Origin of the sequence: Marinifaba aquimaris (genome assembly GCF_013328345.1) — a bacterium.
Taxonomy (GTDB): Bacteria; Pseudomonadota; Gammaproteobacteria; order Enterobacterales; family Alteromonadaceae; genus Marinifaba; species Marinifaba aquimaris.
Map to the genome: position 1 here is coordinate 15378 of NZ_JABULX010000006.1, position 16653 is coordinate 32030.

Annotated in this window: 16 protein-coding genes; all 16 read right to left on the reverse strand. The window is 41.2% G+C overall.

The genetic code is table 11. The features are described 5' to 3' along the window. Positions 1-25: 25 nt before the first annotated feature. The gene (locus HR060_RS05795; RefSeq protein WP_174199342.1) at positions 26-2239 is read right to left on the reverse strand and encodes a chemotaxis protein CheA; all 2214 of its coding nucleotides are present in this window, start codon (positions 2237-2239) and stop codon (positions 26-28) included. A 16-nt stretch (positions 2240-2255) separates the two neighbouring features. After that, positions 2256-3002 carry a protein phosphatase CheZ gene (locus HR060_RS05800; protein WP_425487452.1) on the reverse strand — a complete coding sequence of 249 codons (747 nt, stop codon included), beginning with the start codon at positions 3000-3002 and terminating at the stop codon, positions 2256-2258. A 26-nt stretch (positions 3003-3028) separates the two neighbouring features. Continuing rightward, positions 3029-3412, reverse strand: coding sequence for a chemotaxis response regulator CheY (gene cheY, locus HR060_RS05805; RefSeq protein ID WP_174199343.1), 384 nt, complete (start codon positions 3410-3412; stop codon positions 3029-3031). A 48-nt stretch (positions 3413-3460) separates the two neighbouring features. Beyond that, positions 3461-4177, reverse strand: coding sequence for an RNA polymerase sigma factor FliA (locus tag HR060_RS05810; protein ID WP_174199344.1), 717 nt, complete (start codon positions 4175-4177; stop codon positions 3461-3463). Between the two features lie 9 nt (positions 4178-4186). Continuing rightward, positions 4187-5071, reverse strand: a complete 885-nt coding sequence (locus tag HR060_RS05815) for a MinD/ParA family protein (RefSeq protein WP_174199345.1) — start codon at positions 5069-5071, stop codon at positions 4187-4189. Between the two features lie 5 nt (positions 5072-5076). Further along, positions 5077-6543: a flagellar biosynthesis GTPase FlhF gene (gene flhF, locus HR060_RS05820; RefSeq protein WP_174199346.1), complete on the reverse strand. Its 1467-nt coding sequence runs from the start codon at positions 6541-6543 to the stop codon at positions 5077-5079. 70 nt (positions 6544-6613) lie between these two features. Further along, the gene (gene flhA / locus HR060_RS05825; RefSeq protein WP_174199347.1) at positions 6614-8743 is read right to left on the reverse strand and encodes a flagellar biosynthesis protein FlhA; all 2130 of its coding nucleotides are present in this window, start codon (positions 8741-8743) and stop codon (positions 6614-6616) included. Between the two features lie 95 nt (positions 8744-8838). Then, positions 8839-9966: a flagellar biosynthesis protein FlhB gene (gene flhB, locus HR060_RS05830; protein ID WP_174199348.1), complete on the reverse strand. Its 1128-nt coding sequence runs from the start codon at positions 9964-9966 to the stop codon at positions 8839-8841. A gap of 70 nt (positions 9967-10036) precedes the next feature. After that, positions 10037-10813 carry a flagellar biosynthetic protein FliR gene (gene fliR / locus HR060_RS05835; RefSeq protein ID WP_174199349.1) on the reverse strand — a complete coding sequence of 259 codons (777 nt, stop codon included), beginning with the start codon at positions 10811-10813 and terminating at the stop codon, positions 10037-10039. Next, positions 10813-11082 carry a flagellar biosynthesis protein FliQ gene (gene fliQ / locus HR060_RS05840; RefSeq protein ID WP_174199350.1) on the reverse strand — a complete coding sequence of 90 codons (270 nt, stop codon included), beginning with the start codon at positions 11080-11082 and terminating at the stop codon, positions 10813-10815. Before fliQ ends, fliR begins: the two co-directional genes overlap by 1 nt. Next, positions 11082-11834 (reverse strand): flagellar type III secretion system pore protein FliP, encoded by a 753-nt coding sequence (fliP, locus tag HR060_RS05845; protein WP_174199475.1) that lies wholly within the window; start codon positions 11832-11834, stop codon positions 11082-11084. Before fliP ends, fliQ begins: the two co-directional genes overlap by 1 nt. Further along, positions 11827-12228 (reverse strand): flagellar biosynthetic protein FliO, encoded by a 402-nt coding sequence (gene fliO / locus HR060_RS05850; RefSeq protein WP_217434880.1) that lies wholly within the window; start codon positions 12226-12228, stop codon positions 11827-11829. The genes fliP and fliO overlap by 8 nt, the downstream gene beginning before the upstream one ends. Positions 12229-12244: 16 nt before the next feature. After that, positions 12245-12643, reverse strand: a complete 399-nt coding sequence (fliN, locus tag HR060_RS05855; protein WP_174199351.1) for a flagellar motor switch protein FliN — start codon at positions 12641-12643, stop codon at positions 12245-12247. Between the two features lie 32 nt (positions 12644-12675). Further along, positions 12676-13743, reverse strand: coding sequence for a flagellar motor switch protein FliM (gene fliM, locus HR060_RS05860; RefSeq protein ID WP_174199352.1), 1068 nt, complete (start codon positions 13741-13743; stop codon positions 12676-12678). 7 nt (positions 13744-13750) lie between these two features. Then, entirely contained in the window at positions 13751-14296 is a 546-nt protein-coding gene (gene fliL, locus HR060_RS05865; RefSeq protein ID WP_174199353.1) for a flagellar basal body-associated protein FliL, read from the reverse strand. A 110-nt stretch (positions 14297-14406) separates the two neighbouring features. Next, positions 14407-16551 (reverse strand): flagellar hook-length control protein FliK, encoded by a 2145-nt coding sequence (locus HR060_RS05870; protein WP_174199354.1) that lies wholly within the window; start codon positions 16549-16551, stop codon positions 14407-14409. Positions 16552-16653 lie beyond the last annotated feature (102 nt).

The following is a 16653-nucleotide window of genomic DNA, read 5'->3' on the forward strand; positions in this document are numbered from 1 at the left end:
TTAAATATCTCAATAACTTGGTTAATTAACCGCGTTTAGCATAGTTCTTTAATAAACTTGGGATATCGATAATTAAGGCGATACCACCATCACTTGTAATCGTTGCACCTGCCATACCTGGCGTGCCTTGTAACAATGAATCAAGTGGCTTGATAACCACTTCTTCTTGACCGATTAAAGAATCAACTACAAAACCTATTTGTTTGCCGGCACCAATTTGTACAACAACTACGTGGCCTTCTTCTTCGCCGTTAGATTCTAAACCTAACCTGTTCAACCATTTTTCTAAATAGAACAGTGGAATAGCTTTTTCGCGAACAATCATCGTTAACTGACCATCAACCGTATTGGTTTTACTCATATCTAAGTTGATAATTTCGTTTACTGCCGCAAGAGGTAAGGCGTAAGTTTGTTGTGCAACAACCACCATTAGGGTAGGTAAAATAGCAAGCGTAAGTGGAACTTTAATTTCTAAGCGAGTTCCCGTTCCTAATTCAGAAGTAATGTTTACCGAGCCATTGAGTTGAGAAATTTTAGTTTTCACAACATCCATGCCTACACCACGACCAGAGATATCTGAAATTTCGGTCTTAGTTGAAAAACCAGGTGCAAAAATAAGGTTATAAGCTTCATTATCTGACATACGCGCAGCGGCGTCAGCATCTAAAATACCACGATCTATAGCAATATTTTTAAGCTTATCGGCATCCATACCCGCACCATCATCTGTGATGGTAAGTAATATATGGTCACCTTCTTGAGAGGCAGCTAATCTAACAACACCACACCTTGGTTTTCCTTTAGCTTCCCTGTCGTCTGGCATTTCAATACCGTGATCAACCGAGTTCCTAACTAAGTGAACAAGCGGATCGGCAAGTGCTTCAACCAAGTTTTTGTCTAAGTCTGTGTCTTCACCTTCTAGCTCAAGCGTAATTTCTTTGTTTAAACTTCTAGCTAAGTCTCTAACAACGCGAGGGAAACGACCGAATACTTTCTTGATTGGTTGCATTCGGGTCTTCATAACCGCACCTTGCAAATCCCCGGTAACAACATCAAGGTTTGCAATGGCTTTACCCATATTTTCGTCGGCGCCGTTTACTGCCAAACTGACAAGTCGATTACGAACCAGTACCAATTCACCAACCATGTTCATTATTTGATCTAAACGCTTAGTATCTACACGAACAGTTGTTTCTTGTGTTGGAGCAGGTGGTGCAGCTTTTTTCTTATCGGCTGCAGCAGCACTTGGTTTTGGTGCTGCTTTTGCTGCTGGAGCAGGTTTAGCACTAGGTGCAGGAGCTGGAGCCGGCGTTGGTGCCGGGGCCGGTGTTGGTTCCGGAGCTGGAGTTGGTGCCGGAGCTGGAGTTGGTGCCGGAGCCGGAGCAGTAGTATTCGCTCCTGAAGGTGCACCTCCAGAACCGTGAAGCTCATCAAGTAAAGCTTCGAATTCATCATCCGTTATTTCATCACTAGAAGCAGGCGATGCCGCAGGAGCAGGAGCCGAAACTGGTGCTGGAGCAGGAGCTGTTTCATTGCTGGCACTGAATTGACCTTGACCGTGTAATTCATCAAGCAGTGCTTCAAATTCATCGTCAGTGATATCATCAGAGCCACTCGCAGCTGGAGCAGGCGTTGGCGCAGGACAAGGAGCAGGAGTCGGCTCTGCAGTAGGGCCCCCTCCAGCACCATGCAGCTCATCAAGCAATGCTTCAAATTCATCATCTGTTATTTCATCAACTGATGAATCGCCCTCTGGAGCAGCTGGCGTATCAAATAACTCAGGCTCATTTGCAGGTGCTGGGGCAGGAGTTGGAGCTGCAACAGGCTCAGGTGCAGCTGCTTCAGCACCTTCTGGTTCACTTAAACGGTGTAGCTCTGCTAGTAATTGAGGATCAGCTGCATCAGGCTCTTCACGATTTTGCACATGAGCAAACATATCATTGATAGTATCTAATGCTTGTAAAATGACATCCATGAGTTCAGGCGTTACTGAACGCTGGCCATTCCTCAATGTGTCAAACACATTTTCCGCACCGTGACAGGCATCAACTAAAGTAGTTAAAGATAAGAAACCTGCACCACCTTTAACAGTGTGGAAACCACGGAATATAGCATTTAGCAGATCGGCATCATCAGGATTATTTTCTAATTCAACAAGCTGTTCAGAAAGCAGTTCAAGAATTTCGGCGGCTTCAACTAAGAAGTCCTGCAAAATATCCTCATCTAAATCAAAGCCCATGCAACGCTTCCTCTATTTAAAACCCTAAACTTGACAGTAAGTCATCAACATCATCTTGACCGGATACCACATCTGATCTTTCTTCGGCATCTATGATGGGACCTTCGGCGGTTTCGTCTAAACCAACCTCTGTTTCGGCAGCTTGTTGATTTTCTTGACTCTCAGAAGCACCAAAAACAGTTAATAAGTGAATTAAGTTGTCTTCAACTTCTCTCACTAAATCAATAACTCGACGGATAACCTGACCAGTCAGATCTTGGAAATCTTGAGCCATTAAGACTTCATTTAATTTTTCTTTAAGCTGCTCAGAGTCACCCTCTGCAGCTTTCAATATTTCATCAACACTGTGACATAAACGCTTAAACTCACTCAGATCTATCTGGCGAGTCATTAATTTATCCCAAGACGGGATCACGTTTTGAATATCATCGTGTAACTTGTTAGCAATTGGGATACTGGCTTCTACCGCATCCATTGTTTTATTAGCAGCTTGTTCCGTTTTAGTCATGACGTATTCAAGACGATTTTTAGCATCAGGAATATCTTCTGTAGCTAAATTAGAAATACGTGGATCAAGCTGAAAGTCTCTGAGTGAGTCGTGCAATTGACGAGTCAACTTTCCGACTTCAGCAAATAATTCTTCAGAAGCAGCTTTAGTGCATTGTTCTAAAACATTATTGGCGCCATCGTTATCGCCTGCTTCTAGCATAGCAACAACGCGTTTGGCATCTTCTAAGCTGATATAAGCAGCAGTTGTGCTCAAGGCTAATCTCCTTTAACAGATGGCTATTAGCCTAAACGTTCAAATACTTTATCTAGCTTTTCTTTCAACGTAGCAGCCGTGAAAGGCTTAACAATATAGCCGTTAACACCAGCTTGAGCAGCAGCTATGATTTGCTCTTTTTTAGCTTCAGCTGTCACCATAAGAACAGGAATGTGTTTTAGCTTGTCGTCGGCACGGATAGCACGAAGTAAATCAATACCCTGCATGCCTGGCATATTCCAGTCAGTCACAACAAAGTCAAACTCACTACTTTGCAACATTGGTAAAGCAGTCGCGCCATCATCAGCTTCAGATACATTTGTAAAGCCTAAATCTCGTAACAAGTTTTTGATAATTCGTCTCATTGTTGAGAAATCATCAACAACAAGTACTCTCATGTTTTTATCCAAAGCATCCTCCACTTAGGGTTTTTTAATGCCAAAAAATCTATGTAAAAATTAACTATGCCAAGCAGACATGCGAGACTTTAATCTGTGCATGGCTTGACTGTGAATTTGACTCACACGTGATTCACTCACATCAAGAACGGCCCCTATTTCTTTTAAGTTTAGTTCTTCATCGTAATAAAGTGATAAAATCAACGCTTCTCGTTCAGGTAATGTTTTAATTGCTTGCACTAAAGCAGTTTGGAATGCGCTATTTTCAGCGTCTCCATACAACTCGTCATTTTCATTATCACCGGTTCCGATTACGTCTTCAGAGACGCCTAAATCTTCAATACCAATGATTTTCCCGGAATTAACGTCATTTAATATGTGATGGTATTCCGGCAAGCTCATACCTAGTTTATCCGCTACTTCGCTGTCTCGAGCATCGCGGCCTGTTTCTTTTTCTACCTGAGAAATCGCTTCAGATATTAGGCGACTGTTTTTGTGTACTGAACGCGGAGCCCAGTCACCTCGCCTGATTTCATCGAGCATGGCTCCACGAATACGTATACCAGCAAAAGTTTCAAAACTCGCACCTTTCGAAGCATCAAAGTTTCTCGACGCTTCTAACAGACCAATCATGCCAGCTTGAATTAAGTCATCTACAATGACACTAGCTGGTAAACGTACCATCATATGATGGGCAATACGCTTAACAAGACCTGCGTGTTGCTCAATTAAAACCTGTTTTTGATCGACCGTTTGATACGCTGCAGCTTTATTCACTAATCCACCTTACGCGTCAGGTACAACGAGCTGTTCAATAAAAAATTCTAAGTGTCCACCCGCTTTATCTGGTACAGGCCAAGCTGATGAGCGAGTGGCTAATGTTTTAAAAGCAATGGCTGCTGGTGATTTAGGAAAAGCATCCACAATTGTTTTCTGCTTTCTCACCGCTTTTCGCACATTTTCGTCAAATGGTATAATCGCAACTAACTCTAAAGCTACATCCAGAAACCTATCAGTTACTTTTGAAAGTTTAGCGAATAATTCTTGACCTTCTCTTAAAGAGCGAACCATGTTGGCAACTACTTTAAACCGAAATACACCATAATCTCTATTTAAAACTTTTATTAAAGCGTAAGCATCTGTGATCGACGTTGGTTCATCACATACCACAACCATGACATCTTGAGCGGCACGAGAGAAGCTAAGTACCATATCTGAAATACCAGCAGCCGTATCAACGATTAACACGTCGTAGTCTGAATCTAGTTCACTGAAAGCTCTAATTAGCCCTGCATGTTCATTCGGCGTGAGCTCAACCATGTTGCGCGTACCTGATGTTGCAGGAACAATTCGAATACCATGCGGGCCTTCAACTAAAATGTCTTCTAGTTCACACTCACCTGCCAGTAAGTGCGAAAGGTTTTTCTCTACTCTTAAACCTAGCATGACATCGACATTCGCCAAGCCTAAATCAGCATCAAAAACCAATACTCGTTTGCCTTGTTGACCAAGGGCAACAGCCATATTCAAAGACACGTTACTTTTACCAACGCCGCCCTTACCGCCGGTAACAGCGATAACTTTAACTTTGTGGTTAGTGTTTGTTACTTGTGACTTTTGCATCTTTCTAAGGCCGTTTGCCTGATCACCTAAATGATTAATATTGTTCATAAATTCTATTTATTTATAGGCTGTAGACTGTCATCTGTAAACCAATTTGGTTGAGAAATATTGCGTTCTTCCATTAATTTAGCGGCTTTGCTCACTAAATAGTTAGATTCTGCTGCTCTAATGTCCTCTGGCACTCTTTGCCCCTCACTAACATAGGCAATAGGCAGTGCATTTTGAATTGCGACACTTATAATCTCTCCTAAACTGGTACATTCATCAACTTTGGTAAAAATACAGCCTGTGATAGGGATTCTTCTAAATTGGTCAATTGCATCTTGTAATACACGTCTTTGCGCCGTGGATTGCAGCACGAGGTAACTTCTAATTTTCACATTATTGTTACTCATTAAGGTGTTTAGGTGCTCGGCTAAACGAATATCTCTTTGCCCTACACCCGCGGTATCAATTAACACTAATTTTTTATTTCTAAGGTGATATAAAGTTTCAGCAAGCTCTTGCTGATCTTTAACAACTTTACACGGGCAACCTAAAATCTTTGCGTACGTTTGAAGTTGTTCATGTGCACCAATTCTGAACGTGTCTGTCGTCACCATCGCGACTTGATCGCCACCGTGAATTTGAGCAAAGTGTGCTGCAAGTTTTGCAATCGTAGTTGTCTTACCTACACCTGTCGGACCTAATAAAGCAACAATTCCTCCACGGCGTAAAATGTCATTATTAGTGGCGTTTAATTGCCCCGAGAGCAGCTCTAAACCGTGTTCCCAAGCCTCATGTTGAGATAATTCTTCTGGGATAAAACTTGCTACCTGATCCGCTACGTCATTCGAAATCCCAAGCTTGTTTAAGCGATCAACTAAAAATGCCCGCATTGGCTCTCTTCGTGCCATTTCTTGCCACATTAACCCCGAAACTTGATGCTCCATTAGTTTGCGCATTTCAGCCATTTCATTTTTCAAATCTTGAAGCTCAGCGTTTTGTTGTTCAGCTGATTCAGGCTGTACAAATTGACTGCCAAATGTTTGAGGTGGCTCAGGTTGTTGAGGCTCCAAAGGTCTTGGGTTATATGCAGATTGCTTAGGTTTAAATTGTGGAGCCACCGCTTGATTATTTACTTCATTGGGATTCGCATCTTGTGCTTTTAAACCCGCATGGAGCTGTGCATGTTGACGCTTAAGTAAAGCCTTTAAACTATCGGCAACTTGTTCTTCGTTTAGATCACTCTCGAAATTATTCGTCTCTGAGGATTGTTGGTAAGCTGGATTCTGTCGGAAATTTGGCGCTACGGGGCTTGGGTTAGCCTGAGCATCTTGCCCAGGCGTCATATTATTGACAGGTGGCGGAGTATTTTGCATGGCAGCCGTCGGATTTACGTCATTATCGACCGCAGCAACAATTTCAACGCCCTCACTGGTTTTTGTATTGGACATAATTACAGCATCAGGGCCAAGTACCGCCTTAACCTCATTTAACGCTGTACGCATGTCTTTTGCAAAAAAGCGCTTAATCTTCACCGTTTACCTTTACCCTCAACCTTGTGAGCAGAATAAGTCAATTTTTTGACAAACCCTGCCAGTACAAAGCTTATTGCCCAATCGCGTTCACTATTCTAATTTGCTTGTCATCTGGAATTTCTTGATACGACAACACGTGCAAACTTGGAATTGTATGTTTAGTGAATCGCGCTAGTACATTTCTTAGTACACCTGATGTCAATAAAACAGCAGGTTCACCATTCATCTCTTGTTGCTGTGAAGCTTCAGTTAAAGCAGTCTGTATGCGCTCTGCTAAACCAGGCTCTATGCCTCCCCCTTCAGCTCCAGCAGTCTGCATAGACTGATGCAACATTTGTTCCAACTCAGGTGCCAAAGTAATTACAGGTAAATCTGGCAACTCGCCACTGATATCTTGAACAATTAAACGTCTTAAAGCGATCCTGATTGCAGCGGTTAATACATCTGGGTCTTGGCTCTTAGGCGCGTACTCAACCAATGTTTGCACTATAGTACGCATATCTCTAATTGCGACCCCTTCAAACAGTAAGTTTTGTAAAACTTTAACAACGACTGATAGAGATAATTGGTCTGGAACGAGACCATCAACCAGTTTGCCATAATTTTTCTCAAGCATATCAAGTAGGTTTTGTGCCTCTTCATGACCTAATAGTTGATATGCGTTATTTGTCAGTAACTGACTTAGGTGAGTAGCAACAACGGTAGCTGAATCAACTACAGTGTAACCTAATGATTGTGCTTGTTCTCTTTGTTCTGGGTTTATCCAGATTGCATCTAAACCAAATGCAGGATCTTTAGTTACGATGCCCTGAACGTTACCAAAGACTTGTCCCGGGTTAATCGCCATTTCTTTATCGTGATATATCTCAGCTTCCCCCACAACAACTCCCATCAGGGAAATGCGATAAATATTCGGGGATAAATCTAAATTATCTCTGATATGAACAGCAGGAACCAAAAAGCCAAGCTCTTGAGACAGCTTTTTCCTGACCCCTTTAATTCGACTCAGAAGCTCGCCACCCTGAGATTTATCGACAAGTGGGATCAACCTATAACCCACTTCAAGACCGATGACATCCATAGGTTGTACGTCGTTCCAACTGATCTCTTGAGGCTCAGTAGGCGCAGTATTGGCTGGTGCAGCAGAACCATCACCCGCACTGGCACCCGCCCCTGCAGGAACAAGCTTTCCTTGCCCAGTTGAAGCGCTATTACCACGGGTTTGTAATAAATAGCCTGTACCTGCGACAATAGCTGCAAGACTTAAAAATGCCACATGTGGCATGCCAGGTACTATACCCATCACAGTTAAAATAGCAGCGGCAATATATAAAACTTTAGGCTTTGCTAATTGAACAGAGAGCTGCTCTCCTAGCTCAACAGAATCATTTTGACGAGTTACGATTATCGCCGTTGCAACAGAAAGTAGTAAAGAAGGTATTTGGGCAACTAAGCCATCACCAATTGTTAGCATGGTATAAATTTCTATCGCTTCAGAAAAAGCAAGACCATGCTGAATCATACCTATGAGTAAACCACCCGCAATATTAATAAGCATGATAAGTAAGCCAGCTATCGCATCACCTTTCACGAATTTACTAGCACCATCCATGGAGCCATAGAAATCAGCTTCATCAGTAATTTCTTTACGTCTGGCTACAGCTTCTTCCTGAGTGATAAAACCTGCATTCAAATCTGCATCAATTGCCATTTGCTTACCAGGCATTGAATCTAAGGTAAAACGAGCACTTACTTCCGATATACGTCCAGCACCCGCGGTAACAACTTTGAAGTTGATGATCATTAAGATGGCAAATACCACTAAACCAACCGCGTAGTTACCACCAATAACGACTTCACCAAACGCTGCTATAACTTGACCGGCTGCGTCACCACCTTGGTGACCTTCGAGTAAAACTACTCGTGTTGATGCGATATTCAAGGCAAGACGCAAAACTGTAGCGATAAGAATAACGGTTGGAAAAGCGCCAAAATCCATGGGTCTTAAGGCATAAACAACAACTAACATCACCACAATGGAAAGCGCGATATTAAACGAAAATAAAATATCGAGTAGAAATGGTGGTAAGGGCAAAATGACCATAGCTAGAATTGCTAGGACAACAAATGCCACACCAAAGCCAGATACTTGCTTGAGGCTATCTTTATTGAAGTTTTGAAAAACAGAGGTTAGTTGCATTACGTCAAAAATTTAACACTTCTAATTAGATTATCTAAGCTAAGCAAATGCTAAGCCAACCTGATTTTCTTTTCAGAAACAATTATTAACAAGGGCTAATACCTAACTTCATCTGGTATATCTAAATTCTCTTTTGGCTTTTTAGGTTTCTTAGCCCGGCCTTTTTTATGCTCTTTAAGCTGAAAAACATATGCCAAAATTTGAGCAACAGCAGCAAACAGTTTTTCTGGGATCTCATCATCCACTTCAGTGGTGTGATAGATAGAACGCGCTAAAGCAGGAGAACGTAAGATAGGGATGTCATGCGCTTCAGCGATATCTCGAATATGAAAGGCCATTTGGTCAACACCTTTGGCAATAACAACAGGCGCCCCTCCAACAATAGCATCATATTTTAAAGCCACGGAATAATGCGTCGGGTTTGTTACTACAACGTCGGCTTCAGGGACTGCTTGCATCATCCGCCTTTGGTGAGCTTGAAACATCAAACTTCGAATCTTACCTTTAATTAACGGGTCACCTTCAGCGTTTTTATGCTCATCTTTGACTTCTTGTTTGGTCATTTTTAGTGAGTCATTATGCTTCCAGATTTTATAAGGGACATCGATGATAGCTACAACGATTAAAGAAAATGCTAGCCAGATAAAAACCCACTGCAAAATCTCTAGGGCGGTTTTAATGTTATTTGGCGTCACTTCTACATTAATGTGTAATAGCTGATCAAAGTAAGCAAAAAATAAAAAATAAGCCGCACCAATTACCATTACCAACTTAGCAATTGATTGAACGAGTTGGACAAGCCCTTGAATACCAAAGATTCTTTTTAAACCTGCAATTGGGTTAAGTTTATTAAATTTTGGGCTAGCCGCTTTCATTGAAAAGTTAAATCCGCCTACAGCAATGGCGCTTAACACTCCAATCACTAGCATAATTACGGCAAACGAAATTAGCGGCCATAAAATATCCATCGCCACAGCTTTCATGCGAACAAACATTCTTGATGGGTCGAATGCATCTTCTCGCTCTAACGTGAGACCGTGCTTAGTAAGATCGAATAAACCGGAGACAAAAAACTCCCCCCATAGAAAGAAAAAAAGGGCGGCTCCCATTAGTTGGACAAATGTAGATAATTCTTGTGAACGGGCAACCTGGCCTTTTTCTTTGGCTTTAGATTTCTTTTTCTCAGTTGCTTCTTCTGTTTTACCTTCCATTTCAGCAGACATGAATCAGCAACCTCTCGAACTATGTATTAAAGACAACACGATAAAACAAATATTTAAGCAAGGTTGATGCCTAACAACCTGCAATGTCACACATTAAATGAGAAGCAGAAGCCCACATAATGTCAAAATGCAGCATAAAGGCTGATAAACTCAACCAAATAACAATCAAGCCACCTAGTTGAGTAATTGGGAAACCAATAGAGAAAATGTTTAACTGAGGAGCAGCTCTGGTCATCACACCAAACGTAAAAGTGATGATTAACATGGCTGTTACTGGGGTCAATGTAAGTGTAATGGTTGCGATAAACAGCCATTTTCCCCACTCAACAATTTTCATAAATTTAATCGGCTCTAACCAACCTTCATGGTGAATAGGGATGGCTTCAAAACTATAAGCAATCATTTGAATCATGATTAAGTGCCCATCAACAGCCCAAAAAATCAATGTCGCTAAAATTAAATAAAACTGACCAATCGCTGCGATATTAATCCCTGAAACAGGATCTATTATGGTCGAAAAGCCCAGACCTGTTTGAGTCGCGACAACTTGCCCCGCTAAAACAAAGGTATTCATAAATATTTGCGAGACAAACCCAATCGCAACGCCGATCAATATCTGTTGAAAGACAAGTAAAAAACCCGTCATAGAAACAAGGTCATATTGAGGAACAGGAGGTATAACAGGCGCTAAAATAAACGCAACAGATAAAGCGAATAACACTCTTAATTTGGTCGGCACCCGTTTTCCGCTAAAACCCACCATTGCAATAAGTAGCGCCGAAATTCGAACAAATGGCAGCATGATATCTTGTAGCCACTGCATGACTACATCGGCATCAAAAACCATCAGCCAACCACTTGAGGGATATTGTTGAACATTTCTATGGTGTAATCCATCAGTTTATTAATACCCCAATTACCACCATAGATAATAGCCAAAAGAGTAATTATTAACCTAGGTAAAAAGCTCAACGTTTGTTCGTTAATTGAGGTAGCCGCTTGGAAAATAGAAACGATTAAGCCGACAATTAAGCTTGGTACAATGATCAGTGATACGAGTAGTACCACCATAAACATAGCTTCACGTAATATGTCGACAAAAACTTCTGGTTCCATTAGGTCCCAACCCCGAAACTGGTGGCAAGCGTTCCCATAACCAGGTTCCAACCATCAACTAATACAAATAGCATCAACTTAAATGGCAAAGACACCATCATAGGCGAAAGCATCATCATACCCATTGCCATCAGGACAGAGGCAACAACCAAGTCGAGTATCAAAAACGGTATGAAAATCATAAAGCCAATCTGAAACGCTGTTTTTAGCTCGCTTGTTATAAAAGCAGGTATCAGAATATGCATTGGCACCGCTTGTGGCCCATCAAAGGTTTCACCAGCAATATCAGCAAAAGTAGCAATATCTTTTACACGAGTTTGTTGTAACATGAACGCTTTGAGTGGTATTTGCGCGGCATCAAAAGCATCTTTTGAAGACATCTCTTCTGCTATATAAGGCTGCAGTGCCGTGTCGTTTATTTCCTTAAACACAGGTGACATGATAAAGAAGGTTAAGAATAATGAAATGCCAACAATGACCTGATTTGAAGGAGCTGACTGCAAGCCAATTGCCTGCCTTAAGATCCCTAAAACAATTACGATTCGGGTAAATGAAGTCATCATAATGACCAAGGCTGGTATAAAACTCAGCATGGTCATAATCGCGAGGACTTGTAATCTTATAGTGTATTCTTTTTCACCGTCTGCATTTTCTTTTAATGTAAACGCAGTTATACCACCGTCGGCTGCAAAAACAGGTTCAGCAAATAAACTAAAAATAGCAAGTAGCGCAACAAGCAGATATCTAATCATGATTTGCATTCTTTTTTATTGTTTGTTGTAGCAAATTCTTAAACCCTTGCTCGGCAAAGCCCGCTTTTTCTGCAATTGGAGAATCGAGCTTTTTTAGCAAGTTAATTTGGTTATTAGTTACCCCTAGTAACAACTGTTCGCCTTCAACCTCAACAACGATAAGTCGTTCTTTTGTGCTCAGAGGCAACATACTCACAACTTTCATACCATTGCTTTTATTAGCCACTAAACTCGTTTTTTTCAGGATAGTTGCCAATGCCACGACGATGGCTATTACCACAACAAGTGAAAATAATAATGAGGGAATGGTAGAGGCTAAGGTTGGAACTTCAGCAAATGAGGGAAAGGCAAAACCAATAAAAGTCATGCCTAATAGTAATCGATGTATTTTCACCTGTGGGCCTTGTGAATTATCTAAGCTTTTTAATTCGCTCGACCTGGCTAATGACATCAGTCAATCGGATACCAAACTTGTCATTTACCACGACAACTTCACCATGGGCAATTAAGGTGCCATTAACCAATACATCAAGCGCTTCACCAGCAACGCGATCAAGCTCAACAACTGAACCCTGGTTCAACTGAAGTAAGTTACGAATACTAATTTTACTTCGCCCTACTTCCATCGATATAGTAACTGGTATATCTAAAATTGTATCAAGTCGACGCTTTTCTTCTTTAGAGATATCAGCGGGTTCTTGTAATTCTTCTAACTCTGCGACTTGAACATCACCAGCGGCATCTTCGGCTTCTGATTCAGCCTGTTCAGCCATTGCTGCTGCCCAGTCGTCCATTGCATCATCACTCATAATCTCTCTCCGGATATTAAGTCTTTAATGACTTAATCAAAATCTTCTAATTCTCTTAATTCAGCTTCAGCGTCGATACGACGACCACCACGTGTGACCATTTGTAATTCAGATTTAACTGAGGCTGGTCGCTTGATCTTCTCTGTGATTTGAATCGCTACATTGTCACGAGATTGCCCCATCTTCGCGTGATAAGTTGGTAACTCTTCAACAAAAACAGTCAGATGTTCAGGCATTTCTACCGGAATAACATCACCTGCCTTTAATTCCATAATTTCATTCAATGGTAAATCGACATCGAGTAACTTAGCCATCATATCGACTTTAACATCCATGATTTCATCACGTAATGCTTTACTCCAGCGTAAATCGGTATCTTCCTTATCGCTTTGCACACCAGCATCAAGTAGTTCTCTAATTGGCTCTAACATCGAATAAGGCAAGCAGATATGGAAATCTCCCCCACCACCATCTAGTTCGATATGAAAAGATGAGATCACCACAACTTCCGTGGGGCTTACAATGTTGGCCATCGCAGGGTTAACTTCAGAATCTAAATATTCGAAAGAGGTATCCATGACGGGGGCCCAAGCTTCTTTGTAATCCTCAAAGACCAGCTTCAAAAGCATTTGAATGATTCGGCGTTCGGTAGGTGTAAATTCACGGCCTTCAATTTTAGCGTGATATCGGCCATCACCACCAAAGAAGTTATCCACTAGAATAAAAACTAAGCGGGCTTCCATCGTGATAAGGCCAGTACCTTTTAACGGTCTAAATCGAACCATATTAAGGCTGGTTGGTACAAAAAGTGTGTGTACGTATTCACCAAACTTAATCATTTGTACACCGTTAATCGACACTTCAGCAGTTCGACGCATCATATTGAATAAACTGATGCGCATATGCCGAGCAAAACGTTCGTTAACGATTTCCAACGTTGGCATCCGACCACGTACAATCCTATCTTGCGATGAAAAATCGTATTCAGAGGTGGAGCCACCTTCTACGTCTTCGCCACCGCCGACGGGGTCTTCTTCTACGTCATCGACACCGTGTAAGAGGGCATCAATTTCGTCTTGTGAGAGTAAGTCGTTAGCCATAAATTAGTTACTGCATTACAAAGCCAGTGAATAGGACATTTTCTACTACTTTTTGCCCTACGATTGTGTTTAATTCTTCTTGAACCGTTTGTAGCGCTCTTACTTTCAGTGCTTCTTTACCAGCGACTGTCGCAAGGTCGTCCGCATTAGCGCCACTAAATACTCGTAATAAACCACCTTCAATTAGTGGAATATGTTTTTTGGCAAGCTCTTCACGTTCGGCACCTCTAACTAAAAGCTGTACCTTAATCTGGACAAGTCTATCGCGTGAAGCACCTGGCACATTAAAAACAAAGGGTCTAGGCATAGCAACATACAAGGCCGTTCCCATGTCCGCTTTGCTACCTGATGAAGCAGGTGCACTCTCTGCAGCCGGTTCTTCATCAAGGGTTAATTCCTGTGCACCTTCTTCAGGTACGGGCTCATCTGACCCACCCATCATGAAAAATGCGGCTGCACCACCTAAGATAACCACTACAGCGGCAATAACAATGATAAGTTTGCCCTTACCACCGCCACCTTCTTCAACTTTTAACTCTTCTTCTGCTGCCATGTCTGACCTTTTTATTATTTACTGACTTTCATTATCAGATACCCTTGAGTATAACGAATAATGAAAAAAGTCATTAATTTAACCTTTCATTTTGCTAATGATTACAAAGCCTAAGCATAATAATCAACCTCGCCGACATGACCATTTACAATTTTATTTTCATTTGTATGAATTACGTCCTCTTCGGGTAAAGATTCACCAGCATTTGCGTGGTTCGCACGGTTATACCCTTCTCCCGATGATTGCTCATCTTGGTGTTGAGCTTGTTGTTCAATATTAGATTCACCTAATTCAATACCCGCTTCTTCGAGCATCTCTTTTAATTTGGGGATAGCTTGATCTAACATTTCTTTAGCTTGTGGATTCTGAACAATCATACTCACACTTGCCTGCTCGCCATTCATGCTCACTTTAATTTGCATGCTGCCTAATTCAGGCGGATCGAGTCTGATTTCAGCCGCTTGAATTCTTTGGTTGGTCATAAACCTAACTGCATTAGCTATAGCAATTGGGGCTTCAGGCTTATTTAGAGGAATCGCAACCTCTTTTAACTGCTGAGCAAGTGTTTGTTTTTGTTCAGCCTTCTCTGCTTGAGACATAGTTTCAACTTTGGCCGCACTACTGTTAAGTTGATTTAGAGTAACAGCAGAATTAACTCTTTCTTGGCCGTTACTTCGCTCTGAAACAGCTGCACTTAACTGTTCAGCTCCCCTAGCATCTTGCACTAACGTATCAAACTGTTGGTTAACAACACTGTCTTTAGCCGAGTCCTTATTCGCTGCTAATTTGCTATCTTTATCAGCTGTCAGATTTTCATTAATAGATTTATCTTTTTTCTGATTGGCTTCTAGCATAGGGTTAGCGAGGGACTTTTCAGCGCCTTGAGCCATTTTTTCTAATTCAGCTTTAGATTGATGTTGGGCTTGCTCTATCTGCGAATTGACTTGCGCTTTATCAGCTAATTCATTTTGTGTGTCAGTTTTTGAAAAATCACGTTTGATGTCAGTCGTCTCCGCTTTTTTATTAACCACAGGTTTATCATCTGCTTTAGCATCAAACTTGCTACTAACACTCGCTTCAATTCGAGTAGTACTTTGCTCACTATCAACTTCTGCAAATTTTGCTTCTTTGGCTGCTATCTTTTCATTTACTAGCGTCTCTTTTTGCTCAGCTTTATCTAATTTTTCCGTTTTTTCGGTTAACTTGTTATCGCTTTTTTCATCTAGCTTAGTATCAGAGTCACTTTTTAATGTTTTAGGAGTCTGGTTAACCGCTTCAGTTTTGACTGCTTGTTCTGTCACTTCACTTTTTTTAGCTTTCGTTTCAGCGTCGCTGTTTTTTTCGGCCCGACTTTCTTTTGCTTTATCTGTTAAATCAAGCTTTGTTTTTACCGACTTTTCATTTGTTTCATCATCAGTGCTAGCCTTTGCTGATTTATTATCAACAACTATCGTTTTCTCGTTGTTATCAGTCGATTTATCTAGCGCTTTCCCCTCAGTTGGTTTTGCTTCCAACTGAGCATTTACCCTCACTTCGCCTTTGTCTTGTTCTGTCTTATCAATTTTCTCAATTACACCAGAAGCCTTATTTGCTTTAACCTCTTTGTCACTTTGTTTATCTGGCTCTACCTGTTCTTTTTTAGCCGCTTTGAGTTTCAACACATCTGCAGTCGGTTTTTCTTCCTCACCGCCTTTTTTAACTAATTCACTGTCTGTGTTGTCTTTTTTATCTGCTTTGGCCTGATGTAATAGTTGATAAATCTCCTCCGCTAAATCTTTTTTCTTACTAACTGATTTAGCGCCATCTTCAATGTCAATATGTTTATCAGCATTTTCATCAAGTGTATCTGGCTTATCATTAGGCTCAGCTTTAACTGATTTATCTGCTGGCGCTTTAGCTTTATTGTCAGTATTAGCCTTATCCACATCAGTTGATGATTGAGATTGCTCACTTTGCTCACTTTGCTCAACCTCAGAAGCACCTTTGATTGAAGTATCTTCTATCTTTTTTTCTTCAACCTGTTCATTATTTCTCGAGGCTGATACAGGGTTCGTTCGAGTAAGGTTTTCAGTTTTTTTCTGTGGCTTAGCTTGATTCGTTCGGTTCTGTTCAGCCTGCTTTTCTCGCATCAATTGTTCAAATTCATAATCCGCTCTATCATCTCTTAAGCGGTTATCTATTTTGGGTTCTGGACGTTCGATAACAGGCGCTTTTGGCTTATTGAAATCTTGCAGATTAATAACACTTGATTGCATGTTCCTACCCTGTGTAAATTTGAGTTGATGCTTAAATTAATGACTGGCAAAGATTGCCGCTTTTTTGGCTTTTAAGCTCGCTGATAAAATTTAAAGCAAAAT

Coding starts and splice junctions, on each gene's coding strand:
- fliN (WP_174199351.1), bottom strand. CDS start 12,643: ATGAGTGATGATGCAATGGACGACTGGGCAGCAGCAATGGCTGAACAG.
- flhA (WP_174199347.1), bottom strand. CDS start 8,743: ATGCAACTAACCTCTGTTTTTCAAAACTTCAATAAAGATAGCCTCAAG.
- fliR (WP_174199349.1), bottom strand. CDS start 10,813: ATGGTTTTTGATGCCGATGTAGTCATGCAGTGGCTACAAGATATCATG.
- fliP (WP_174199475.1), bottom strand. CDS start 11,834: ATGATTAGATATCTGCTTGTTGCGCTACTTGCTATTTTTAGTTTATTT.
- HR060_RS05815 (WP_174199345.1), bottom strand. CDS start 5,071: ATGAACAATATTAATCATTTAGGTGATCAGGCAAACGGCCTTAGAAAG.
- fliM (WP_174199352.1), bottom strand. CDS start 13,743: ATGGCTAACGACTTACTCTCACAAGACGAAATTGATGCCCTCTTACAC.
- flhB (WP_174199348.1), bottom strand. CDS start 9,966: ATGTCTGCTGAAATGGAAGGTAAAACAGAAGAAGCAACTGAGAAAAAG.
- fliQ (WP_174199350.1), bottom strand. CDS start 11,082: ATGGAACCAGAAGTTTTTGTCGACATATTACGTGAAGCTATGTTTATG.
- HR060_RS05795 (WP_174199342.1), bottom strand. CDS start 2,239: ATGGGCTTTGATTTAGATGAGGATATTTTGCAGGACTTCTTAGTTGAA.
- HR060_RS05870 (WP_174199354.1), bottom strand. CDS start 16,551: ATGCAATCAAGTGTTATTAATCTGCAAGATTTCAATAAGCCAAAAGCG.
- fliL (WP_174199353.1), bottom strand. CDS start 14,296: ATGGCAGCAGAAGAAGAGTTAAAAGTTGAAGAAGGTGGCGGTGGTAAG.